Annotated in this window: 16 protein-coding genes; 9 read left to right on the top strand and 7 right to left on the bottom strand. The window is 72.5% G+C overall.

Features of this window, described 5'->3' with window-relative positions; genetic code table 11:
• The first annotated feature begins 17 nt into the window (after positions 1-17).
• The 4 genes from ACIO1C_RS25185 (at position 18) to ACIO1C_RS25170 (ending at position 9,125) form a co-directional block, all read left to right on the top strand.
• The gene (locus tag ACIO1C_RS25185) at positions 18-947 is read left to right on the top strand and encodes an AAA family ATPase (protein WP_401867082.1); all 930 of its coding nucleotides are present in this window, start codon (positions 18-20) and stop codon (positions 945-947) included.
• On the top strand, positions 940-6,150 hold the full coding sequence (locus tag ACIO1C_RS25180) for a NaeI family type II restriction endonuclease (RefSeq protein ID WP_401867081.1): 5,211 nt from the start codon (positions 940-942) through the stop codon (positions 6,148-6,150). The genes ACIO1C_RS25185 and ACIO1C_RS25180 overlap by 8 nt, the downstream gene beginning before the upstream one ends.
• A gap of 238 nt (positions 6,151-6,388) precedes the next feature.
• The gene (locus ACIO1C_RS25175; RefSeq protein WP_401867079.1) at positions 6,389-8,212 is read left to right on the top strand and encodes an AMP-dependent synthetase/ligase; all 1,824 of its coding nucleotides are present in this window, start codon (positions 6,389-6,391) and stop codon (positions 8,210-8,212) included.
• 112 nt (positions 8,213-8,324) lie between these two features.
• Complete coding sequence (locus ACIO1C_RS25170) at positions 8,325-9,125, top strand: aldo/keto reductase (RefSeq protein WP_401867077.1); 801 nt, start codon at positions 8,325-8,327, stop codon at positions 9,123-9,125.
• Between the two features lie 154 nt (positions 9,126-9,279).
• On the opposite strand, the gene ACIO1C_RS25165 is transcribed toward ACIO1C_RS25170, so the two are convergent.
• Together ACIO1C_RS25165 and ACIO1C_RS25160 are read right to left on the bottom strand one after the other, a co-directional pair.
• Positions 9,280-10,266, bottom strand: a complete 987-nt coding sequence (locus tag ACIO1C_RS25165; protein WP_401867075.1) for a class I SAM-dependent methyltransferase — start codon at positions 10,264-10,266, stop codon at positions 9,280-9,282.
• Positions 10,267-10,298: 32 nt separating this feature from the next.
• Entirely contained in the window at positions 10,299-11,282 is a 984-nt protein-coding gene (locus tag ACIO1C_RS25160) for an AraC family transcriptional regulator (RefSeq protein ID WP_401867073.1), read from the bottom strand.
• Positions 11,283-11,401: 119 nt separating this feature from the next.
• Here ACIO1C_RS25160 and ACIO1C_RS25155 point away from each other — a divergent pair, with 119 nt between their 5' ends.
• A complete protein-coding gene (locus ACIO1C_RS25155) occupies positions 11,402-12,232 on the top strand; it encodes a helix-turn-helix domain-containing protein (RefSeq protein WP_401867071.1) in 831 nt (276 codons plus the stop codon).
• A 10-nt stretch (positions 12,233-12,242) separates the two neighbouring features.
• Here ACIO1C_RS25155 and ACIO1C_RS25150 read toward each other — a convergent pair whose 3' ends face one another.
• The 3 genes from ACIO1C_RS25150 to ACIO1C_RS25140 all read right to left on the bottom strand — a co-directional run bounded on the left by ACIO1C_RS25150 (position 12,243) and on the right by ACIO1C_RS25140 (position 15,485).
• Positions 12,243-12,743 carry a hypothetical protein gene (locus tag ACIO1C_RS25150; protein ID WP_401867070.1) on the bottom strand — a complete coding sequence of 167 codons (501 nt, stop codon included), beginning with the start codon at positions 12,741-12,743 and terminating at the stop codon, positions 12,243-12,245.
• Entirely contained in the window at positions 12,743-13,900 is a 1,158-nt protein-coding gene (locus ACIO1C_RS25145; protein WP_401867068.1) for a molybdopterin-dependent oxidoreductase, read from the bottom strand. The genes ACIO1C_RS25150 and ACIO1C_RS25145 overlap by 1 nt, the downstream gene beginning before the upstream one ends.
• Before the next feature lie 142 nt (positions 13,901-14,042).
• A complete protein-coding gene (locus tag ACIO1C_RS25140; protein ID WP_401867066.1) occupies positions 14,043-15,485 on the bottom strand; it encodes a hypothetical protein in 1,443 nt (480 codons plus the stop codon).
• 161 nt (positions 15,486-15,646) lie between these two features.
• Between ACIO1C_RS25140 and ACIO1C_RS25135 the strand changes: the two genes are divergently transcribed.
• Entirely contained in the window at positions 15,647-16,918 is a 1,272-nt protein-coding gene (locus ACIO1C_RS25135) for a molybdopterin-dependent oxidoreductase (RefSeq protein WP_401867064.1), read from the top strand.
• Positions 16,906-17,460: a DUF4153 domain-containing protein gene (locus tag ACIO1C_RS25130; protein WP_401867062.1), complete on the top strand. Its 555-nt coding sequence runs from the start codon at positions 16,906-16,908 to the stop codon at positions 17,458-17,460. Before ACIO1C_RS25135 ends, ACIO1C_RS25130 begins: the two co-directional genes overlap by 13 nt.
• 11 nt (positions 17,461-17,471) lie before the next feature.
• On the opposite strand, the gene ACIO1C_RS25125 is transcribed toward ACIO1C_RS25130, so the two are convergent.
• The gene (locus tag ACIO1C_RS25125) at positions 17,472-19,571 is read right to left on the bottom strand and encodes a DUF2264 domain-containing protein (protein WP_401867060.1); all 2,100 of its coding nucleotides are present in this window, start codon (positions 19,569-19,571) and stop codon (positions 17,472-17,474) included.
• A 399-nt stretch (positions 19,572-19,970) separates the two neighbouring features.
• On the opposite strand from ACIO1C_RS25125, the gene ACIO1C_RS25120 reads away from it, so the two are divergent.
• Positions 19,971-20,840 carry an RNA polymerase sigma factor SigF gene (locus ACIO1C_RS25120; protein WP_401867058.1) on the top strand — a complete coding sequence of 290 codons (870 nt, stop codon included), beginning with the start codon at positions 19,971-19,973 and terminating at the stop codon, positions 20,838-20,840.
• 115 nt (positions 20,841-20,955) lie between these two features.
• Complete coding sequence (locus ACIO1C_RS25115; protein ID WP_401867056.1) at positions 20,956-21,219, top strand: hypothetical protein; 264 nt, start codon at positions 20,956-20,958, stop codon at positions 21,217-21,219.
• 61 nt (positions 21,220-21,280) lie between these two features.
• On the opposite strand, the gene ACIO1C_RS25110 is transcribed toward ACIO1C_RS25115, so the two are convergent.
• Positions 21,281-24,358, bottom strand: a complete 3,078-nt coding sequence (locus ACIO1C_RS25110) for an alpha-mannosidase (protein WP_401867055.1) — start codon at positions 24,356-24,358, stop codon at positions 21,281-21,283.
• Positions 24,359-24,429: the final 71 nt, after the last annotated feature.

The following is a 24,429-nucleotide window of genomic DNA, read 5'->3' as shown; positions in this document are numbered from 1 at the left end:
ATGGGGAGTGACACCTGATGACCTGGCAGCCCTTCTACGTCGGCGACGGCACTCCGCGCGATGTCGACCTGGGGGAACCGCCCCCGTGGCGCCGCTTCCCCCGGCAGGCGCTCGACCGTGAGTTCAAGCCGCCGCAGGGCCTGGTCAAGGCGGTCAACGCGGCGCTGGCGCTGCGGCGCCCCCTGCTGGTGACGGGGGCGCCGGGGTCCGGCAAGTCGACGGTGATCGAGCAGGTGGCCGCCGAGTTGAAGCTCGGGGACGTCCTGCGCTGGCACATCACGTCCCGGAGCACCCTCACCGAGGCGCTGTACCGGTACGACGCGCTCGGCCGTATCCACGCGCAGCGGCTGGAGGGGCCGGCGGGCGGCGACGACATCGCGCCGTTCCTCCAGTTGGGCCCGCTGGGCACGGCGCTCCTCCCGGCGGACCACCCGAGAGCCCTGCTGATCGACGAGATCGACAAGAGCGACCTGGATCTGCCCAGCGACCTCCTGGACGTTCTGGAGCGCGGCGAGTTCGAGATCGCCGAGCTGGCCCGGTACCGGGAGGAGAGTGTCTGCGTACGGGAGTGGGGCGGCGACATCCGGAGCGAGGTGGAGCGCGGCCGGGTGCGGTGCGCCAGTTTCCCCTTCATCGTGATGACGAGCAACGGTGAACGCGACTTCCCCGCCGCGTTCCTGCGGCGGTGCGTGCGCTTCACCATGCCGCGTCTGACGGTCGAGGCGCTGCGCCAGGTCGTGGACGCGCATCTCCGGGTCGGTACGGACCGCTCGGCGGCCGTCGACACGCTGGTCGCGGCCTTCGTGGCGCGGGTCGCGGGAGGGGAGCTGCTGGCCGTCGACCAACTCCTCAACGCCGTGCACCTGTTGACCGGCGGGAGCGCGCCGGCGGCGGAGGACGAGCAGGAGGTCATGGAGATCGTCCTGCGCGAGTTGTCCCGTGCCTGAGACGCCGTTGGCGCGCGCGGTCGCGGCGCTGCACGCGGGGGTGCCCGAGCTGGACGGCACCTCCCTCGCGGAGGCGTTGTGGCTGGCGGCGCTGATGGCGTCGGACGAACGGGCCCCGGAGCCCGCCGCCGTACCGGACGGTGGGGCGGCGACGCCTTCCACGGCTTCCGCCGAGGGCGCGGAGCGGCCCGCGGGCTCCCGCACGTCCCACGGACCCGCCACCGAGCCGGTCGGCGCGGGCGGTGAACGGGCCCTGCACGAAAGGCTGTCCGGGTCCGGCGCCCGGATCACCGGGGACCCGGTGAGCGCGTCCCGGGCCTCGGGTCTGCCCGAGGCGCTGGAGGTGACCCGCGCGCTGCGCCCGTGGAAGCGGCCGTGGCGGGAGGGCCGCGAGCGGGCCCTGGACATCGACGCCACGGTCGACGCGTACGCGAGGAGCGGGGAGCTGATCCCGGCGTTCACGCCCGCGCCCGAGCGGTGGTTCGACCTGGTGCTGGTCGTGGACCGGTCCCCCGCGATGCGGGTGTGGCGGGAGACGATCGCCGACTTCACGGCGGTGCTGGACCGGCTGGGCGCTTTCCGGACCCTCCAGGTCCGCGATCTCACCTTCGACGGCGCCCACCGGCCCGAACTGCGCGGCGCGCAGGGCGCGTTGACCAGCCATGGCCAGCTGCGGTCGCCGGACGCGCGCCGCCTGGTCGTGGTGGTGTCCGACTGCGCGGCGCCCGCCTGGCGGGAGGCGGCGGTCTGGCGGCTGGTACGGGAGTGGTCCGTGACGACGCCCGTCGCCCTGCTCGATCCGCTGCCCGTCAAACTCTGGCGCGGGACGGGCCTGAATCTGCCCACGGTCCGGGTGGGCGCGGGCGCGCCGGGGGCGCCCAACACCCATCTGCCCTTCGAGGCACCGGTGTTGCTTCCCCGTCTGGCGGACGGGGAGACCTGGCTGCCCGTCCCCGTCCTGTCGCTCTCACCGCACACGCTGGACCGCTGGTCGCGCACGGTGATGCGGGGCGCGCCCGAGGGGTGCGGCGCGGTGCTCGTCCCGTCCGGCGGCCGGGTGAGCGGTCAGGGAAACCGCCGGCCGGCCGTCGCGGCGCCGGACGAGCGCCGGGTGGAGGGCTTCGTCCGTACGGCCGCACCGGCCGCCGTACGCCTGGCCGTGCTCAGCTCGACGTTCGACCGGCTGAGTCTGCGGCTGCTCCAGATCGTCCGGCGGGAGTTGGTGCCGGAGGCGACGACGGCGGATGTCGCCGAGTTGCTGACGAGCGGGCTGTTCCTGCTCGACGGCGGGGTGGGTGCGGGGGCGGCGGTGGAGGGTGGTGCCGACGGCCCTGTGGAGCTGAGCCTGCCGGCCGCCGTGCAGGAGCGGTTGCGGAAGGAGCTGGCGGAGCACGAGGTGTGGCGGATCAACCGTGCGATCAGCCGGCATGTGTCGTCCCAGGGGGACGGTCGCGGGCAGCTGCCGGCGGTCGCCCACAACCCGATGGGCGGTACGGAACTCACTGCGGGGCGCGGTCCGTTCGGGCAGGCGTCGGCGCGGACGCTGGAGCTGCTGGGGTTGTCGGGGGCGGGTGCGGAGGCTGTTCCCGGGCCGGATGCGGCGCGGGAGGACGACGAGGTGCGGGACGTGGGGCGGCCCAGTCAACTTCCCCGCCTGGGCGATGCGTTGTTCCTGGGCCGTGCGAACGAGATGCGTACCGTCACCGCCTTGCTGACCGCGCCCGGGTCACCGGTGGTGGGGGTCACAGCCACCGAGGGCCCGTTCGCCGGGACCGGGAAGACCATGTTCGCCGTACGCGCGGCCCACGCGGTGAAGGAACAGTTCCCGGACGGTCAGCTCTTTGTGGACCTCCGTGGGTCCACCGCTTGGCCCCTGGACACGTCCGTCGCGCTGAACGGCTTCCTGCATGCTCTGGGCGTACCCTCCGAACTCATTCCGGGAGACGTCGAGGGCCGGACCCGGCTCTACCGCGCGACGCTGGCCGGGCGCCGCATCCTGATTGTGCTGGACGACGCCCTCAGGGCTGCCCAGATGACCCGGCTCCTGCCCGACTCCCCCGGCTGCGCCGTCCTGATCACCGGCAGACGGATGCGGGACGTCCGGGTGGACGGGATGGTGGAGGTGGACCTGCCCCCGCTGGACCGGGAGAGCGCGATGGAGCTGACCGGGCGACTCGTCGGTCGCAAGCGCCCTGAACTGCGGAGCGGTTTCGCTTCGCGGGTCGTCGAGTACTGCGGGAGATGGCCGCTCGCCCTCACTCTGGCCTCGGCCTGGGTGGCCACGTCGGCCTCGGCATCCACGGTGCTCAACTCACTGCGAGGACTGTCCGATGCCGATATCGACGTACTGAACCCGCTCCTGGACGCAAGCCTGCGTGACCTGGTCCCGTCGCTCAGGACCGCCCTGCTGCTCGTCTCACTGCCGGAGGACGCCGGACACCTGACCGCGTACGAGGTGTCAGCCCTCCTCGGCGCCGACTATCCCGACGCCGCCAAGACCGTGGAGACTCTGGTCCGCCTCGGTCTGATGGAGCGGTCGGGGCGGGAACGGTTCCGCTACCACTTCCACAACGGGGTCCACGCGTTTGTGCGGCGCAGGGCGCTTCGCCAAATCGGCTTCCAGGAGCGGAAGTCGGCCGAAGGACGGCTTCTGGCCCACTACCGGGATGCCGCTGTACGCGCGTACACGACGGACCGGCCGGGTGACCGGCTCGCCGAACGGCTGGGGCTGGGACCGGGACTTGGAGACCACAGCGGCGCGGACGTACCCGCCGGAGCGGGGATCGACTGGTTCCTGGTCGAGGCGCCCAACGCCCTGGCCGCGCTGACCCCGCGGTCGCCGGTCTCCCAGGACACCCTGGGCGTGCGGACCGACGTGTTGCTGCTGCTGCGGGATCTCGCGCTGTCGCCTCTGCACATGGACCAGTACCGTGACGTCGCGCTGGAGCTGGCGCGGGTGCCCGAGGTCAGCACCGCCCTGAGCCACGCCCGCGCACAACTCGCCCTCGCGCACGGCTACGTGGGCGGCGGCCTCTTCGACACGGCGGCCTTCGCGCTGGACAACGCGCCGCACCTGGCCTCCGATCCGGCGACGGCCGGGCTCGTCGCGCAGTTGCGGGGCACGATCGCCCAGGAAACCGGGGGCTACGAGACGGCGGCGGGCCACTTCCTCCAGGCGCGTTCGCTCGCCCAGGACGACGACGACCCCTACGCCGAGGCGACCGCCCTGCACAGTCTCGCCCTGCTCCACCTGGAAGCGAGACGGTTCCGCCCGGCGCTGAACGCCGCCGACTCGGCCCAGCGGCGCTGGGCCAGGCTGGGCGCGTCGCCGCAGCACGGCCAGATGCTCTACGTACTCGCCGAGGTCCATGAGGCGGGCGGTGCCCACGCGGAGGCGCTGGAGGCGCACCGGCAGGCGCTCCAGCTGTTCCGGTCCCACGGCCGGCCCCGGTGGCAGGCGCTGGTCCGGCTGGGCATGGCCCGCACCCTGCTGGCGACCGGCCTGCCGGAGGACGCGCTCCACTCGGCCCACGAGGCCCTGCGGCTGCTGGGGAGCGCGACGTCGTACAGCCGCCGCGCCGAGGCCGAGACCCTGACGGGGCGAGCGCTGGCCGACCTGGGCCGGACGGAGGAGGCCAGGACCCGGTGGTACCAGGCGCTGACGCTGTACCGAATGAACACGGACCCCGACCCCGTCGATGTGGCGGGGGTAAAGGAGTTGCTGGCGGCCACGGATCCCGGGCCCGTCACGGACCCGGCCCGGCTGACGGCCCCCGACCACACGGCCGGCTCGGACTCCACCGCCCCCACGGACCCCGGCACGGGCGGGTACTCCGCCGTCATCGCGGTCGGCATCGAGGATTTCGCCGATCGCGGTCCGGCCGAGCAGGCGGCGGTGACCAGGTTTGTCGAGCGGATCCTGCGCGAGGTCCTCACCCAACGCGGCGTGAGCGGAGACCACATCACCTCCCTGGCGGAAGACGACGGCGTCATCCTGATGACCACCGCGAGGAGCGTTCCTCTCGTCACGGTCATCCACGCCCTGCTGGACGACCTGCAATGGTGGCTGGACGACCACGACGTGGGCCTCCGCATCGCCCTGGACAGCGCCCCGACCCCGGCCGGACGGGACCGGCCCGACACCGGACCGGTGCTCGCCCTGCTGCGTCACGAGGAAGCCGGCAACGTGGGAAGGGCGCCCGGCCCCTTCCGTACGCTGATCGTGTCCCAGCGCGCCATGCAGGAGGCGGCACCCCAAGCGGAAGGGGAGGACTTCTCGCCCGAACGCTTTCACTCCGTACGGTTCGAGGGCTCTCCCCTCACCGGGGTACTGGCCTTTGTCCAGCTCCCCGACGAGTTCACCGCCTTCGACGATCAGCTCCACCGGCTGAGGGAAGCCTTCCTCGACGCCGACGCGGACGGCCGCCGGATGGCCCACCTGATCAGGGACTGCATGGACGCGCTGATCGAAAGTTCGCAGACCGACCGGGTGGACCTCGGCGACGCCCCGCCGGGCATGCTGGCGGCGCTGGGGGTGGAGGTCGCGCGGGAGACCCGCCACGAGTTCGGCCTCGACGGCGGCGACCGCCTGACCATGCGGATGGCGGACGTCGAGTTCGACGTCCACTTCTCGCTCCGGGGGCCGAGCTGGCTGTTCCCGCCCGAGGCGGTGAACGAGATCTGCCTGGTCGTGCACGCCGACGAGGCCCGGTCCGTCTGGTCGGCCGGGCTGGTCCGCGTACGGGAAAAGCTGTTGGAGCCCGGCCTCCGAAACCGGGACGCGATGCGTGCTCTCCGCCCCTCGGCGGTGGCCGCCGCCGTGGAGTGGCTCCACCAGGACGCCGAACTGCCGGAGAACCTCCTCGTGAGCGTCCCGGGCCCCGACCGCGCCGCCATCCTCTCGCGCGGGTCGGGGACGGAGCGGCTGGCCGAGCTGTTCCGGCGGGTCCAGAACCGCCCGATCCCCCTCGCGACCATACGCACGGTGGCCAGGCAGCCGGAGGTCGCCCGGCGGATCCGGGACGCGCGCCGCGTGCTCGCCGCCGAAGGAATCGTCGTCCTAGGACACCGGCCCGACGAACGTGAGGCCGCGGAGAGACTGGGCGTACCGGCTCCCGGTGCCGACGAATGGATCAGTGTCCGCGTGGACGAGGTGAACGAGGGGGACGGGATGGACGATGTAGGGGGTACGGACGAGGCGTGACCCCCACCGCACCAGCGGTAGAGCGTGCGTGAGTGTGGCGTACGGATTCGGTGGAGATTGTGGCGCCCGTTACTTACTCTTCGGTCAGAAGTGCGTACGGACCCTGCCGCGCCGGCCCGGTCCCCGCCCCTGACCTGTGGCGATACGAGTTCGCTCCGGTTATGTGCACGCTCTCCCGCCCGACTCCGCGGTGGGGTACCGTCACCGGCGCTGTGCGGAGCGTCCAAGGAGCAGGTCATTGCGCGAATTCACCGTTCCTCCCCTGGCGGCCGCGCCCCACGTAGGTGGGCTCGCGGACGCCGTGTTCGAGCATGCCCTCGACGATCCGCACCGGGTCGCCCTGGGCCGCAAGGACGACGAAGGCCGGTGGGGGGACGTGACCGCCGCCGTCTTCCGTGACGAGGTGCTGGCCCTGGCCAAGGGGCTGCTCGCGCAAGGGGTGCGGTTCGGCGACCGGATCGCCCTGATGTGCCGTACGCGCTACGAGTGGACGCTCTTCGACTTCGCCCTCTGGTCCGTCGGCGCCCAGTCCGTACCGGTCTACCCGACGTCCTCGGCCGAGCAGGTCCACTGGATGCTGCACGACGCCGAGGTCACGGCCTGCATGGTCGAGCACGAGGACCACGCGATGACGGTCGGGTCGGTGATCGACCGGCTGCCCCGCCTCAAGCGGCTGTGGCAGCTGGACGCCGGGGCGGTGGACGAACTGTTCGCGGCGGGCGCGGCCATCGAGGACGAGGTCGTGCACCGGCACCGCAAGGCGGTGACACCGGACTCCGTGGCCACGGTCATCTACACCTCGGGCACCACAGGACGCCCCAAGGGCTGTGTGCTGACCCACGCCCATTTCATGTACGAGACCGACACGGTGATCAGCCGGTGGGAGCCGGTGTTCCACTCCCGGCGGGGCGACGAGGCGTCCACGCTGCTCTTCCTGCCGCTCGCGCACGTCTTCGGGCGGATGGTCGAGATCGCGGCGATCCGTGGGCGGGTGAAGCTCGGCCACCAGCCGGAGCTGCGGGCGAGCGCGCTGCTGCCCGATCTCGCCGCGTTCCGCCCGACGTTCATCCTGGCCGTGCCGTACGTCTTCGAGAAGGTGTACAACGCGGCCCGCCGCAAGGCCGAGTCGGAGGGGAAGACCGGGCCCTTCGACAAGGCGATCGAGGTGGCGGTGCGGTACGCGGAGGCGCGGGAGCACCGGGCGTTCGGCATCGGCCCCGGGCCGTCCGCCGCGCTGCGCGTCCAGCACCAGTTCTTCGAGAAGGCCGTGTACAGCAAGGTGCGGGAGGCGATGGGCGGCCGGGTACGGCACGCCTTCTCCGGCGGCTCGGCGATGGACCGGCGGCTCGGCCTCTTCTTCGAGGGCGCGGGCGTCACGATCTTCGAGGGGTACGGACTCACCGAGTCGTGCGCTGCGGCCACCGTGAACCCGCCGGAACGCACCCGCTTCGGCACGGTCGGGCAGCCGATCCCCGGCACCACGGTCCACATCGCCGAGGACGGTGAGATATGGCTGCACGGCGGTCTGCTCTTCTCCGGCTACCTCAACGACAGCCGGGCGACGGACGCGGTCCTGCGCGACGGCTGGCTCGCCACCGGTGACCTGGGGTCGCTGGACGAGGACGGCTACCTCACCATCACCGGCCGGAAGAAGGAGATCCTGGTCACGTCGGGCGGCAAGAGCGTGTCGCCCGGGGCCCTGGAGGAACGGGTCCGGGCGCATCCGCTGGTCGCGCAGTGCATCGTGGTCGGCAACAACCGCCCGTACATCGCCGCGCTGGTCACCGTCGACCACGAGGCGGTGGAGCACTGGCTGACCATGCGGGGCAAACCGCCCCTCAAGGACCGGGACCTGGTGCGTGACCGGGACCTGGAACTGGAGATCCGGCGGGCGGTGGTGGCCGCCAACACGGCGGTGTCGCAGGCGGAGTCGATCCGTACGTTCCGGATCCTGGCGCATCCGTTCAGCGAGGAGCGGGGGCTGCTGACCCCGTCCCTCAAGCTCAAGCGGAAGGCGATCGAGACGGCGTACGCGACGGAGGTCGAGGCGCTCTACAAGTAGCCCGCGCGACCGGTGGTGCCGACGTGGGTGACGCGCCGGGAATCTGTCCGCCCCGGCGATCGTTGAACGACCGAGACTCCACAGACAACAACAACGTTAGGATCGACCGCTCGTGAGCAAGGTCCCCACCGTTACCCTCAACAACGGCATCGAGATGCCCCAGCTCGGCTTCGGCGTCTGGCAGGTGCCGAACGACGAGACGGCGCAGGCCGTCGGCACGGCGCTGGAGGCCGGCTACCGCAGCATCGACACCGCGGCCATCTACGGCAACGAAGAGGGCACGGGGCAGGCCGTCGCCGCCTCCGGCATCCCCCGCGATGAGCTGTTCATCACCACGAAGCTGTGGAACGCGGACCAGGGGTACGACTCGACCCTGCGCGCCTTCGACACCTCGCTGGCCAAGCTCGGCCTCGACTACGTCGACCTGTACCTGATCCACTGGCCCCAGCCGGAGAAGGCCCTGTACGTGGACACGTACAAGGCCTTCGAGAAGATCCTCGCCGACGGCCGCGCCCGGTCCATCGGTGTCTCGAACTTCCTTCCCGAGCACCTGGAGCGGCTGGCCGCCGAGACCTCGGTGGTCCCGGCCGTCAACCAGATCGAGCTGCACCCCCGGCTCCAGCGGGCCGAGTCCCGCGCCTACCACGCGGAGCACGGCATCGCGACGGAGGCCTGGTCGCCGCTGGCCCAGGGCAAGAACCTGCTGGACGTCCCGACGGTGGTGGCCGTCGCGCGCAAGCACGGCAAGACCCCGGCGCAGGTCGTGCTGCGCTGGCACCTCCAGCTGGGCAACGTGGTGATCCCCAAGTCCGTGACGCCGTCCCGGATCCAGGAGAACTTCGACACCGTCTCGGCCGGCTTCGAGCTGGACGCGGACGACCTGGCGGCGTTCGCCGCGCTCGACGAGGGCTGACCGCCTGTACGTACACGACTCCACGTACACGCACCAGCACAGGCGCGGCGCTTCCGGTCGGGGGCGCCGCGCCTGTGTGTGGGCCGCGCCCCTGCGTGTGGGCCGCGCCTGTGTGTGGGCCGCGCTTCTGCACGGGCCGTGCTTCGGTACGGAGTCAGATCTTGCGCGCGGTGTGCACCGTACGGGCCTCCAGCAGGAAGACGTCCGGGCGCTTCAGCAGGCCCTGCGGGTCCTCCGGGTCCACCAGCCGGTCCAGGGCCTCCTGGTCGTCCGCCGCCCCTTCCGCCAGGTTCTTGTCCCGCAGCCGGGTGAAGCTCCGGACGAGTTGCTCCCGTACGACCAGCGGCGCCGGGGCCGGGATGTCGAGCAGGAAGGAGCGGGTGCCGCTCGGTTCCAGACCTGCCGCCCTCAGCAGGGCCGGCCAGTCCTCCGTCTCCCGTACGGCGCCGGGCAGTTCGGACCGCATCGCGCCGAACCACTCCGCCAGCCGTGCCTCGAAGCGCGCTTCGAGCCCCGGCCTGCCCATGCCGACGCCGAGGTCCCGGGGAAGGTGGCGGGCGCTCAGGCCTCCCTCCAGGAGGGCGAGCACCCCGCCGGGCCGCAGCCGCCGGGTGAAGCCTTCGAGCGCGGCGAGCTGGTCCCCGAGGTGGTGCAGTGAGTTGCCGGCCCAGATGACGTCGGCCTCTCCCAAGGTGTCGACGGCGTCCGGGAGTTCGGCGAGGCGCGTGCTCACTCTGCCTCCCAGGTCGAGGAGTTCGGCGCGGGCGGCGGTACGTTCCAGCAGCTCGGGGGTGGCGTCGACGGCGACCACCTCGGCGGCGGGGAAGACGTCCGCGAGGAGCACGGAGACCACGCCGGGGCCGCTGCCGATGTCCAGGACCCGGCGGGCGCCGGGTGCCGGGAGGAGGCCGGCGATCCACTCGGCGGCCTGCCGGTACAGCGGATGGCGGATCTCCGCCTCCTGTTCGAGCTGGGTGCTGAGGACGCCCCAGTCGAAGTCGAAGGTCTCGTTGCCGTGGGTGTGGCCCTGGGAATGGCCGTGCGTGTGGCCGTGGGCGTGGCCGGTCCCGTGGGTGTGGCCGTTGTCGGTGGCGGCGGCAGGAGTGACCGCCGTCGTGTGGGCGTCGTCGTGAGGGCTCATGGCCCCAGGCTGCACGCCCCGTGCCGCTCTGGCTAACTGTGTTGCGGTTCCGGCAAAGAATCCGGTGCCGGGGGCTGGGCCGCCGCGCCCGCCCGGTACTCCTGCGGGCTGACGCCCCGTACCCGCTTGAAGGCCGTGCTCAGCGCGAACGAACCGCTGTAGCCGACCTTCCGCGCCACCGCCTCGACCGTCACGTCCGACCCGCGCAGCAGATCGGCCGCGAGCGCGAGCCGCCAGCCGGTCAGGTACGCCATCGGGGGCTCCCCCACCAGGTCGGTGAAGCGGCGGGCGAGCCCGGCCCGCGAGACCCCGCACGCCGTGGCGAGCGAGGCGACCGTCCACGGCTGGGCCGGATCGCTCTGGAGCAGCCGCAGGGCGTTGCCGACCGACGGATCGGCCATGGCGCGGTACCAGCCGGGCGCCTCCGCGCCGGGGCGCGAGAACCACGCGCGGAGCACGGCGATCAGCATCAGGTCGAGCACCCGGTCGAGGACGACGCTCTGCCCCGGTTCGTCCCGGGAGATCTCGTCGTCGAGGACCGGCATCAACGGCCCGTTCCACGCGTCGGCGGGCAGGTGGATCAGGGCGGGCAGGGCGTCCAGCAGCCGCCGGCTGACCTCGCCGTCCATCTGGTACGTGCCGATGAGCATCGTCGTCGCCCCGTCGGGGGCGTTGCCCCAGGTCCGTACGCCCAGCCGCATCGACTGCGCGAGCGGTTCGCCCTCCAGGGTGTGGCAGACCCCGCCGGGGCCGATGAGCGCGCGGGGGGTGGTCGCCGGGTCGCCGGCGGCGGTGTACGCCTCGGGGCCGCGCGCGATCGCCACGTCGCCGGGGCGCAGGTGGATCGGGTCGCCGCCGTCGCCGGGAACGATCCACGCCTCGCCGCGCGTGACGCACATCAGGCAGAGGGGGGCGCGGTCCTCGATCCGGACGGACCACGGCGGTTCCATCACCATGCGGAGCAGGAAGGCCCCCCTGGCACGCGGTCCGTCGAGGAGTCCGGCGAGTACGTCCATGTCACCAGCGTAAATGCACCGGCGACGGGTCCGGTTACGGCACCGGTCAGTTCACGCCGTGCGCGGGCGCGATGTCCTCGACGCGGCGCGCCGCCGGGGCGGTGCACTACCGTCCCCGTATGGCAGTCCCCGCCCCCGCTCCCGCCCCGAATCCGTCCGTCGGCCCCCTGTTGCGCGACTGGCGCCGGCGGCGCCGGATCAGCCAGCTCGATCTGGCGCTCCGGGCGGATTCGTCCGCCCGGCACATCAGCTTCGTCGAGACGGGCCGCTCGCGCCCCAGCGAGGAGATGGTGCTGCGGCTGGCCGAGCACCTCGACGTACCGGTGAGGGAGCGCAACGCCCTGCTGCTGGCGGCCGGTTACGCGCCCCGGTACACGGAGACGACGCTGGACGACCCGGCCATGGACGTCCTGCGCGAGGGCCTGACCGAGCTGTTGCGGGCGTACGAGCCCTACCCGGCGGTGATCGTGGACGGGACGTACACGGTCGTGGCCGCCAACCGGGGCATCGCCCTGCTGATGGAGGGTCTGCCCGGGCACCTGCTCGCCCCGCCGCTGAACGTCATGCGGATCACGCTCCACCCGGAGGGGCTCGCCCCGCGCATCCTCAACCTGCCCGAGTGGCGCGGGCATCTGCTGGACCAGATGGAACGTCAGCTGGCTCTCTCCCGCTCCCCCGCCCTGCGTGAGCTGTACGACGAGGTGGCGGCGTACCCCATGCCCCCGGCGGAGAGCCGGACGCCGGCGGACGGGGTGCGGGAGGAGGGACCGGCGCTCCCGGGCTTCGCGCTGCCGCTGCGCATCGGGCACGACGGCCAGGTGCTGTCCTTCCTCTCCACCATCGCCACGTTCAACACGCCGATGGACGTCACCGTCGCCGAACTGGCCATGGAGACCTTCCTCCCGGCCGACCCGGCGACGGCCAAGTACCTGGCGTCGGTGACCACGTAGCGGGCAGCGGTCATTCCGTGCCGGGTGGTACGGGCGGTGCGGGCGTACGCCGCTTGCGACGGGGGCGGGTCGCCCATGCCACGCAGGCCGTGGCCAGGGCGGTGAGGGCCAGCGCCAGGGCCCAGTTGACGGGGTAGTCGAGCGGCAGCACCGTCGGGTTGTTCGGCTTTCCGGGGCGGAGCATCAGCGGCAGCGCGAGCAGGGTCAGGCAACCGGCCGCCAGCAGGCCGCCGCGCAGCGCCGGGCGGGATCCGGAGCGCCCGACGAACAGCCCGGCGCCGAGGACCAGCGGTACGAGCAGCCCGTCGTGGAGGGCGACCGCGCCCGCGAGCCACAGCGTCACGTCCAGTGGGTCGCCGGGGCGGGTGAGGGTGAAGAGTTCGTACGCGCCGAAGCCGAGCGCCGCCACGCCGAGCGCGCCGAGGGCGATACGTGCCGTCGTGGCGGTGGCCGGGGCGGGCGAGGCGGCGGGGGTGGGGGTGGGCGCGGTCGTGTCGCCGTTCCGGGGCATCACAGCACCTCCAGTCGTGTGACCCACTTCGTCTGGAGCACCCCGGGGCGGTTCGGCGCGATGATCCGGGCCGGGTAGCCGTGGTCCGGCGCCAGGATCTCGCCGTTGAGGCGCAGGGCCAGCAGGGTGAGTCCGTCGCGGGTGTAGGCGCGGTCCATCGCGGTGACGCCGTACCCGCCGTGCCGCTGCATCGAGACGATCCGCAGCGGCGCGCCGTCCGGCAGTCCCGCGCGGGCCAGCAGGTCCTTGATGCGGACGCCTTCCCAGTGGGCCGACTTGGACCAGCCCTCGACACAGGCCATGGGCAGTTCGACGCGGGTCTGCGGCATGGCGCGCAGTTCGGCGAGGGTGAGTTCGTACGGCTCGGGGCCACCGACCCGCAGCCGCCACCCGCGCAGGTCGTCGGCGGTGATGCCGGCGGCCTCGGCCGTGCGGTTGACCGGCAGGCCCTGCGGGCCGACACGCGGGTCCCGCGGGGCCAGGAGCACCAGCTTCCGCAGGGGGGTGAAGGACTGTCCGGCCGAGACGAGCGTGACCGCGCCGACCGACGCGGCGAGGCCGAGCAGCAGCGAGCGCCGTTCGGCGCCGTCCGTGGTCGCTTCGCCCTCCGAGTCCCGCGCGTCGAGACTGGTCGTCGCCCGCGACGTACGGCGCCAGTGCGCGGCGATCACGGGCGCCTTCACGGCGAGGTGGACCAGCAGCGCGCCGATGATGACAAACGCCAGCGCCCAGTGGACGGCGCGGAAGGGAAAGGGCCAGGGATACCACTGAATGGTGTTGAGGAGTCCCATGAACAGTTCGAGCAGCGTGGCCGCGACCAGAACGGCGATGGAGATCCGTTCCAACGCGTGTGCGACGGAGCGAATCGGAGGCCATTCGAAAAGCCTCGGATAGACCGTCCAGAGTTTCACCAGAAGCAGCGGAATCGCGGCGATACCGCTGATGACGTGAAGCCCTTGTGTCACGCGGTAACCGGAGACAGGCCTGGTGGGAAGGTGTCCGGCCGCCCAGCCGGGTGGTTCCTGGAGATAGTGGCTGGTGACGCCGGTGACGAAGCAGACAAGAAGGGCGAGTCCGAGCCACCGGCCCACCGCCGTCGCCGTGCGCGGGTCGTGCAATCGGCCCCTGAATCGGGGGAGGAAAGGCGGGGTACGCATATCCGTATTCCACGCTGTTTCCCGTACGGGGTGAAGGGGGTCAGTGATTACGGAAAACTGACGTCCGGCGTACGCACCTCCGGCGTACGTATCTCCGGCGTACACATTTCCGGCGCGCGGATTTCCCGTCCGGCGAATGCGCTCACCAGAACGTGAGCAGCAGATGATTGACGGCCAGTCCGACGGCGGCCTGGGCCACCAGCCAGCGCCGGTGGTCCCGGGCGGGCAGCAGGGCGGCGGTCACCGGCAGCCAGAGGGTGAAGGGCAGCCAGATGCGTTCCGTCTCGGCCTTGCTCATCCCGGACAGATCGGCGGCGGCCACCGCCAGCAGGAGCGCGACCACCAGGAGGGCAACCGCCCCGTCACCGGTGACCGGCCCGCCGCGCCGCAGCCGCCGCAGCGGATCCGGCACTGCGGCCAGGGCCCGGCGGATCCCGGCGGCGGAGGCGAGCCCCGCGGCGATCACCACATTGGCGAGATTGCCCCACACCCAGTAGGAGTACGGGCGTTCCCCTCCCACGCCCTGGTAGTAGCGCTCCACGAGCAGGTCGTACGCCTCCCACCAGCGGAACCCGGCCAGCGTGAAGGTGACCGCCACGGCGAGGAATCCCAGTGCCAGGAGCGGCAGCGGCCGTGCGGTACGGGTCAGCAGCAGGATCGCCGCGACCGGGACCACCATCAGGGTGAGCCCGTACGAGAGGTAGACGATCCAGCCGAGGAGCAGTCCCGCCGCCAGGGCCGCCGTGCGCGGGGCGCGGACGGTGCGCGTCGCGGACAGGCTCAGCAGGGCGAGGGCCCAGGCGCCGACGGCGGCGAAGTAGGCGTCGGCGGAGGCGCCGACCCAGACGGCGGCCGGGGTGAGGACGAGGAAGGGGGCGGCGGCGCGGGCGGCCCGCTCGGCGTCCAGCGCGCGCAGCGTGACCAGCACGGCGACCACCGCCGAGGTACCGGTCAGGATGCAGAACGTGGCGGCCCACGCCCCGCCGCCCAGGCCGATCCGGTCGAGGCCGACGAAGGTGAGGACGGCGGCCGGCGGATGGCCGGCGATGTGGGTCGGCCAGTTGTCGGGCGAGTCGAGAAGGATGTGGGCGGTGTAGCCGCGCAGGGCGGCGCCGATGTCCCGGAAGCGGTCGACCCCGCGCAGGTATTCGTGGGCGGTGTCGAGCCGGCCCGCCACGCCCCGCTGCCAGCCGTCCACGAGCGCCAGCGACCAGGTCCAGGCGAGGGCCGCCGCCCAGCTCGCGGCGAGGAGCCGCCGCCAGGACAGCCGGGCCGCGAGGGCGGGGCCGTACAGGACGACCAGGGCGGCGGTGACCAGGGCGGGGAGGGTGCCGGCGCCGGTGTGCGGCAGCCACTCGGCGAGGAGGGGGGGCCATTGGACGTGCAGGGTCCCGTACCGGTCCTGGATCACGGCGCCGATCACGGCGGCGGCGGTGACGAGGAGGGCGGCGGCTCCGGCCGCCAGCAGGTCGGCACGGCGGCCGTCGGGGGCTCCGGGGGTGGCGGATTCTGCGGGGCGGCGGGGTGGGGCTTCGTGTCGCGCGGGACGCGCGGGGTGCGGGTCGGAATGGGGAAGCGGGGTCACGCCGTCACGTTAGGGCCGCAGCCGCACGGATCGGGGTGAGCGACGGGTCGCGTCACCGATCCGTCAGATCTCCGGCCCCCGCTCTGGTTTCTCTCCGGCGTCAGCCTTTTGTCATGAGTCGCAACCGGGCCCGGCGCTCCCCGGCGCCTACGGTCGCTGACATGGACGTCCCTCTGCCGTCGTGGCGCAGCCCCCTGCGCGGGCCCTGGCTGACCTCGGTCTTCGCGGTGGTGCTGCTGGCCGGCATCCCGGTGCTGTGGGTCACCGGCCTGCTCTCGTACGCCGCGTACAACCCGGACCTGGCGCCGGTCAACGACAAGACACCGGGCAAGGGCCTGCTCGGCTTCTACCTCTTCTCCTGGCCGACCGACCCGTACTGGCTGTACCGCGTCACGCAGGGCGTCCATGTGACGCTCGGGATCGTGCTGGTGCCGGTGGTGCTCGCCAAGCTCTGGTCGGTCGCGCCCAAGCTGTTCGTGCTGCCGCCGGTACGGTCCGTGGGCCACGCGCTGGACCGGTTGTCGCTGCTCCTGCTGGTCGGGGGCGGGCTGTTCACGTTCGCCACGGGTGTCCTCAACATCCAGTTGGAGTACGTCTTCCCGGGGTCGTTCTATCCGCTGCACTTCTACGGGTCCTGGGTGTTCTTCGGCGCGTTCCTCGCGCACGCGGTCCTCCGGCTGCCGCGTACGGTACGGGCGCTGCGCGGCCACGGCCTGCGCGCCGAGCTGCGGACGCCCGCGTCCCGTACGGCACCGGAGCCACCCGATCCGGGGAGCGGCCTGGTCTCCCGCGACCCGGCGCCGCCGACGGTCTCGCGGCGGGGTGCGCTGGGCCTGGTGGGCCTGGGGTCGCTGGCCCTGTTCGTGGTGACGGTGGGGCAGAGCATCGGGGGCTCGGTGCGGGGCACGGCGCTGCTCGCCCCGCACGGCCGCGATCCGGGCCCGGGGCCCAACGGCTTCCAGATCAACAAGACCGCCGAGTCGGTGCGGTTGAGGGCGCGGGACATCGGTGAGGACTGGCGCCTCGTCGTACGGGGCGGTGGCCGCACGGCGGTGCTGACCCGGGGGCAACTGGAGCGACTGCCCCAGCACCGGTCGGCGTTGCCGATCGCGTGTGTCGAGGGGTGGTCGACGTCCGACCAGCGGTGGGAGGGGGTGCGGCTGGTGGATCTCGCGGCGCTGGTCGGCCTGGACCACCAACCGCCGGGTGTCTTCGTGGAGTCGGCGCAGTTGCACGGTTCGTTCCGCTCGGCCGCGCTGCGGGACAACCAGGTCCGCGACACCCGCTCGCTGCTCGCGCTGCGGGTCAACGGGGCGCGGCTGTCGGTGGACCACGGCTTTCCGGCGCGGATCATCGTGCCGGGGGCGCCGGGTGTGATGAACACCAAGTGGGTCACGCGGCTGAGCTTCGGGGAGGCGGCGTGGCAGGCGTGAGGAAGGCGGCGAAGGGCGCGGCCCCGGTCTTCCGGGCGCGCGTCCGGCGGCTGTACGGCGAGTCGCCGCTCCACCTGCTCGTCCTGCTGACGTCGTTTGTCATCTGCTGCTACGCGGGCGTGCTGCTGCTGGAGGAGGACGACTGGGGCGGGATCCTGATCTGGTTCGTGGGCGCGGCCGTACTGCACGATCTGGTGCTGGTGCCGCTGTACGCGCTCCTCGACCGCGGGGTGCGCTCCGCGCTGGGAAGGCGGCGGCCCGCCCCGGCGCGTAAGGCGGTCAACTACGTCCGCGTCCCGGCCGCCGTCTCGCTGCTGTTGCTGCTGGTGTACTGGCCGTTGGTGACGCGGGCCTCACCGTCCTACGAGGCGGCGACCGGGCTGGACATCGGGGTGTTCCTGGGGCGCTGGCTGCTGATCACGGCGGCGCTGTTCGTGGCGTCGGCACTCTGGCTGGGGTGGCGGACGTGGTACGGCCGACGGACGCGGGCGCGGCACGACCCGCCCCGGCCGACCGGAACGCGCCCACCCGCGCCTCGATGACACGGCCCCCGTCATGCACGGTACGGGTCCTTCCCCGGGGCGCGGCCGCCGTCCGGCGCGGGCAGTCGTACGGTGTCGCGGACCCCGTCGGGCCAGGTCACGACGGCGGTGGCCGCGGACCCCTCGAAGCGTGCGGTGAGGTCCGGGAGGTCGGCCGGGTCCAGCGCACCGCCCCCGAGGTGGACGGCGGCGGCATAGAGCACGCCGGACTCGGCGGGCCCCCCGGTCCACAGCACCGGGGTTGCGGAACGGGCCCCGAAGGCGTTGCTGTCGACGGAGCGATGCGTCGCGGCGACGTCGAAGCCGCGCAGCCCGAGAACGCTTGAGACGAGACCGTCGACCCCGACGACGGTGGCGGTCGGCATTTCAAGCCCGTCCGGCGCTTCGAGCCCGCCGGGCACTTCAAGCGCGTCCGGCGATGGAGGACACGGCGCGACCGGAGGCCGCGTCTCCGCACCGGCCTGCTCCTCCTCCCCGTCCACCGCGAGCGCCCAGCCCCCCAGCCTCAGCCGCCACGGCCCCCCGTCCCCCTCGTCCGTGGCCGGATGGGCCGGGTCGGCCGGATCGACCCGTACCAGACGGATCTCCACCGACCCCCGCAGCACCGACCCCACCGTGACCCACGGCCCGACCCGGTACGCCGTGTCCGGGCCGCCGAACGGGTCCCAGCGCTCGTCCGCCGGCCAGTGGGCCCTGCTGCGGGAGACACCCGTGGCGCCCTCGACCGAGATCCGCTCCAGCGGGCGGCGGTGCGCGGCCCTGCCCTCGGCGTCCACCAGCGTGGCGGTCCCGTCGACCGGGCCGCCCGCCGGGTCCTCGGGCATCTCGGGGGCCGTGTGCGTGGAGTACGTGAGGCGGGCGTAGCAGGGGTCGTCGGAGTGGAGGCGGGCCGGGTCGGCGTGGTCGGCGCCGTGGTTGACGACCCGTACGACACCGTCCGACGCCGTGCCGGACACCAGCCAGCCCGGCGCCCGCAACGGGCGTACGAAGGAGTCCTGTTCAACGGCGAGAGGACTCTCCTCCTCCGTCCACACCGGATGTGTGGGGGGCAGGAGCAGCCCGATGAACCCCTTGGCCGCCCAGTACGGCGAGGCCGGCCCCGAATACGTCTGGAGCAGGCCTCGGAAGGGCCGGTGCCAGCCCAGGGTGAGGAGCCCGGCGTCGTCCGTGGCGCCGTCCGAGGTGAAGTGGTCGAGCATCCGGGAGGCCAGCCGGCGGGTCTCGCCGGGTGGGAGCGGAGTGGCGTCGAAGAGCGCGCCGGTCCATACGGGGGCGAGCGCGGCGAAGCGGTAGGTCATCGAGCGGCCCTGGACGAGCGGGGAACCGTTGGCGCCTACGAGCAGCCGCTGGTCCTCCAGGAAGCGCCGGAGCCGGGCCCGGTAGCGGTCGAGCAGTCCCGGGGGCGCCGCGTCGCCCATGATCCGGCAGAACCAGAGCGGGTAGAGGTGCATGGCCCAGCCGTTGTAGTGGTCGAAGTTGCGGTGCGCGCCGCCGGTGAGCCCGTCGGAGTACCACCCCTCCTCCGCGTACCACTCGTCGGTGAGCGCGATCGTGCGGTCCAGGTCGTCCTGGCGCCAGGTGCCGCCCACGCCCCGGGCGAAGGCCTCGGTGACGCCCTGGAACCAGATCCAGTTATTGCCCGGCATGTCGGTGCCGGCCATGGCGCCCAGCCACTCCAGGAGTTGTTCCTGGACGCGGCCGGGCAGGCGGTCCCAGATCCAGGGCCGCGTCTCGTGCAGGGCCAGCGCGACGGAGGCCGCCTCGACCTTCGCCTGGTTGCTCTCCTTGAACGTGGGCCAGCGCCGGGGGTGCGCGGGATCGACCCCGGCGGTCAGGCCGGCCGCGTACCACTCGGCCAGACCGTGCGGATCCGCGCCCCGCGCCCCGGCGAGGCGGAAGGCGGCCAGCAGGAAGGACCGGGCGAAGCCTTCGAGGCCGTCGCTCCAGATGCCGTTATGGCTGGCCGGGCCCGGCAGCTGGACGAGCGAGTGGTCGGGGGTGGCGTACGGGCGTACGGCCAGGAGCAGCCGGTCGGCGGTCCGTTCCCAGTGGGCGCGGTCGGCGGCGGGGGTGCGGCCGGCGGGAACGGGGGCAGGGGGGACGGAGGTCATCGCTTGCGGCTCTCCCGGTTGAGGGTGTCGTCCTTGGACATCGGCGTACCGCCGGGGGAAAGCCCTTTCGTACAGGCCCCCGAAGCGTCCCGCCTGCTGCCCGGTCTGACGGTGCCATGTAAATCCAGCGCCTTGCCTCACGTCAATGCGTCCAGCAGGCGATTCCCGGGCCGACCCATAGGGACGGCCCCCGGAGGATCCCCGCCCCGGCGGCTCGGCAGGGGTCGGAGGGCGGCCAGAAAGCGCGTTCCGAGGAGCACGGATCACGCGGTCCGGGGCGGGAAACCGCGGGCCCTCTTTTCGGCGGCGGACAATTGTTCGCCATCGGCGGGGAATGAGTCGGCGAGTACGGGGCACTAGCGCCACCGGTACGGTCCGCTGCTGTGGAGGGTGAGTGTGATGACAACTGGAACTGTGCGTGCTGTCGGGGTGGAGAGGACGGCCGAGCGGTCGGAGGACGTACTGCCGCGGATCGACGACCCCAGCAAGGTCGCTCCCAAGGACGCCCGTGCGCTGTCCAAGCTCTTCTTCGACCAGCTCCAGGTTCTGGAAGAGGGCACCCACGAATACCAGTACGCCCGTAACACGCTCATCGAGATGAACCGCTCGCTCGTCCGCTTCGCCGCGGGCCGCTTCCGCAACCGGGGCGGCGGCGACATGGAGGACATCATCCAGGTCGGCACGATCGGCCTGATCAAGGCGATCGACCGGTTCGACCTCTCCCGCGAGGTCGAGTTCACCTCCTTCGCGGTGCCCTACATCGTCGGCGAGATCAAGCGTTTCTTCCGTGACACCAGCTGGGCCGTGCATGTGCCGCGCCGGCTCCAGGAGCTGCGGGTCGAGCTGGCGAAGGCCAAGGAGCACCTGGCCACGGGCCTGGACCGGGACCCGACCGTCAAGGAGCTCGCGGAGCTGCTCGACATCGACGAGGAAGAGGTCATCGAGGGCCTCGTCGCGACGAACGGCTACACCGCCGGGTCGCTGGACATGCCGACCGGTGACGAGGGCCAGAGCGGCAGCGGCCGGACCTTCGCCGACGTGCTGGGCGAGCCGGATCCCGCGATGGAGAAGGTCGAGAACCTGCACGCCCTGGCGCCGCTGCTGGAGCAGCTGGACGAGCGGGAGCGCAGCATCGTGGAGATGCGCTTCGGCCGGGAGATGACGCAGTCGCAGATCGGTACGGAGCTGGGCGTGTCCCAGATGCACGTGTCGCGGCTGCTGAACCGCATCATCTCGCAGCTCCGCGCGGGGATGCTCGTCGAGGAGTGACCTCCTCCCGTTCCCCCCGGGGGAGCGTGCGGACGGTGGCCGGACCGGATTGTCAGACCCATGGATCAGACTTGAGGACCTGAGAGTCCGACAGATTCCTGGGGAGGAAGCCGAGATGACCGCCACCACCTCCACTCCGTCCGCCACATCCGGTGAGTGCACCGCGGCCCAGGCCTATCTGCGCCTGCTGGCCGCGGTGCGCGCCGTTCTGGACGACCCCTTGCGGGCGTCCCTGGCCGCGCCGTTGCTGGCGGGCCCGATCGCCGAGGCGGACGAGGCGCTGGACGCGGCGGGCCTGGCGGGCAACGAGAGGGAGTTCCTGGATCTGGTCGCCCTCCAGGCGGTGGGCCGGCATGTCCCGCCCCCGCCGGGCGGCTGAGGCCGGCCGGCGGACCACGCCGCCGACCGCCTCCGTCTCGCACCCGCCGGACGGACCTCCCTCAGACCCGCGTCAGCCGCAGCGTGACCAGTTCGAACGGGCGCAGGGAGAGCCGTACCGCACCGTCCGTCACCTGGGGCCGTTCCACGTCCGCGAGCGGCCGTTCCAGCAGGTCCGTCACGGCGAGTCCGCCGACCTCGGCTCCCAGGGCGACCGTCACCCTGGCACGGCCCCCGGTCGACTCGTAGAGCCGTACGACCAGGTCGCCGCTCTTGTCGTCGGCCAGCTTGACCGCGCTGACGACCACCGCGTCGTTGTCGACGCCCACCAGCGGCGCCACCTCACCCGCGGTCCCTTCGATGAGGCGCTCCGGCAGGTTGATCCAGTAGCCCTCCCTGACCGCGTCGCCGATCGCCGCGCCCGGCGCGAGAGCGTGCCGGAAGCGGTGGACGCCCTGGTCGGTCTCGGGGTCCGGGAAGCGCGGGGCGCGCAGCAGCGAGACCCGCACGGTCGTGGTGGTGCCGCCGTCGGAGGCGCGGACGGTACGGGTCACGTCGTGGCCGTACGTGGAGTCGTTGACGAGCGCGACCCCCCAGCCGGGCTCCTCCAGGTGCACGAAGCGGTGGTTGCAGGCCTCGAACTTGGCCGCCTCCCAGGAGGTGTTCGTGTGAGTGGCCCGGTAGACGTGGCCGAACTGCGTCTCGGAGGCGTACCGCTCGGCGTGCACGTCCAGCGGGAAGGCCGCCTTGAGGAACTTCTCCGTCTCGTGCCAGTCGACCTCGGTGTCGATGTCGAGCCGCTTGGTGCCCGGCGCGAGCGTCAGCAGCTGGGTGACCCTGGACGTACCGAAGGAGCGGACGACCCGGACCACCGCCGCGCCGTCGCCGCTCGTGACGGCGGTGACCTCGTCCACGCCGGTCAGGTCGGTGACGGTGTTGCGGTAGAACTCGTCGACGTCCCAGGCGTCCCACTGGTTGGGGAAGTCGGGGTGGATCTGGAGCAGGTTGGCCGCCTCGCCGGGCGCCACGGTCTCCCGCTCGGCGGCGACGTCGTACGCCGACACGACCAGGCCGCGGCCGTCGACCACGACCTCCAGCAGCCCGTTGCCGAGGACGAACCCGCCGTCCTCGCGTGGCGACAGCTCCACCTGTCCCGCTCCCCCGGCGGGCCCCGCGGCGCCCGCCGCGACGCCGTGGCGCGCGTGGGGGGCGGAGTTGAAGAGCAGGGCCGTGCCCCCGGCGGAGTCACCGGCCAGGGCGCGCTGCGCGGAGTCGATGATGCCGTTCAGCTCCGCGGCGACCGCGGCGTACGTCTTCTCGGCCTCGCGGTGCACCCAGGCGATGGAGGAGCCGGGCAGGATGTCGTGGAACTGGTGCAGGAGCACCGTCTTCCAGATCCGGTCCAGTGCGTCGTACGGGTAGGTGTACGGGGAGGTGTCCGGCGAGCTGTTCGGAGCCCCGGTCGCGGAGCCGGCCCGTACGGCGGCGGTGGCCGCCCACAGCTCGGCTTCCCGCAGGAGGTGCTCGCTGCGCCGGTTGCCCTGCTTGGTCTTGGCCTGGCTGGTGAGGGTCGCGCGGTGCAGTTCCAGGTACAGCTCCCCGACCCACACCGGCGGATTCGGGTACTCCGCCTCGGCCTTCGCGAAGAACGCGCCCGGGGACTCCCACGCGACGGTGGCGGACCCTTCCAGGCTCCGCATCCGCGCGGCCTTGCCGATCATCTCGCGGGTCGTGCCACCGCCGCCGTCGCCCCAGCCGGTGGGGGCGAGGGAGTGCCTGGCGACGCCCTTCTCCTTGAAGTTGCGCGCCGCGTGGGCGATCTGCTGCCCCGTCATCGAGCAGTTGTAGGAGTCGACGGGCGGGAAGTGCGTGAAGATCCGGGTCCCATCGATGCCCTCCCAGTCGAAGGTGTGGTGGGGGAACGTGTTGATCTTGCTCCACGAGATCTTCTGGGTGAGCAGCCACTTGGACCCGGCGGCCTTGATGATCTGCGGCAGCCCGGCGGCGAAGCCGAAGGTGTCCGGCAGCCACGCCTCGTCGTTCTCGATGCCGAACTCGTCCAGGAAGAACCGCTTGCCGTGCACGAACTGCCGGGCCATCGCCTCGGACCCGGGCATGTTCGTGTCGGACTCGACCCACATCCCGCCCGCGGGCACGAACCGGCCCTCCGCGACAGCCTTCTTGACCTTCGCGTAGACCTCGGGCCGGTGCTCCTTGATCCAGGCGAACTGCTGCGCCTGCGACATCGCGAAGACGAACTCGGGCTCGTCCTCCAGCAGCGCGGTCATGTTCGCCGTCGTGCGGGCGACCTTGCGGACCGTCTCGCGCAGCGGCCAGAGCCACGCGGAGTCGATGTGCGCGTGGCCGACGGCGCTGATGTGGTGGGCGGTCGCCGGTGCCGGTGTGGCGAGCACGCCGGCGAGCCGCTCGCGCGCCGCCACGGCCGTGCCGTTGACGTCCTGGAGGTCGACGGCGTCCAGGGCGCGGCCGATGGCGCGCAGGATCTCCCAGCGGCGGGCCCCCTCGACGGGCAGCTCCGCCATCAGCTCCCCCAGCACCTCCAGGTCCAGGACGAGCTGCCACACGTTCTCGTCGAAGACGGCGAGGTCCATGCGGGCGAGGCGGTACTGCGGCTCCGTGCCGGCCGTCTCCTTGTCGCCCAGGGTGGTCGGCACGAAGGGGTGGTAGTCGAGGATGACCGGGTTGGAGGCCGCCTCGATGTGCAGCAGCACCTCTTCCCCGCCGGCCACGGGCGCGCCGATCCGCACCCACTGGTTGCGGGGGTTGAGGCCCTTCACGGGCGAGCCGTCGGGCCGGTAGACCAGGCCCTCGCACTGGAATCCGGGCATGTTCTCGTCGAAGCCGAGGTCGAGGATCGCCTCGACGGTCCGGCCCGCCCACCGCTCGGGGACGGTGCCGGACACCCGGAACCAGCTGGTGGCCCAGGGAGCACCCCACCGGTCGCCGACGGCGACCGGCCTCGTCGGTCCCGCGAGCCCCTCCCCGACCGGCACGGGCTCACCCGGCGCGTCCCAGACGGCGACCTCCAGCGGGGTCGATTCGGGGTAGACGGCAGGACGGATGCGCTCGTCGAGGACGCGCTTGAGGCGTGCTTCGACGAGGCTGCGGTCGTCATGCATGAGGGGAGACTCCTGTAGGACGTGAGGGTGCGGGGTACGGACGTGCGGGTGCGGATGCAGCTGGGTGTACG

The organism is Streptomyces sp. NPDC087420 (assembly GCF_044744165.1).
GTDB lineage: Bacteria > Actinomycetota > Actinomycetes > Streptomycetales > Streptomycetaceae > Streptomyces.
The sequence above is the reverse complement of the archived record's forward strand: the minus strand, read 5'-3'. Positions and strand labels throughout refer to the sequence as shown.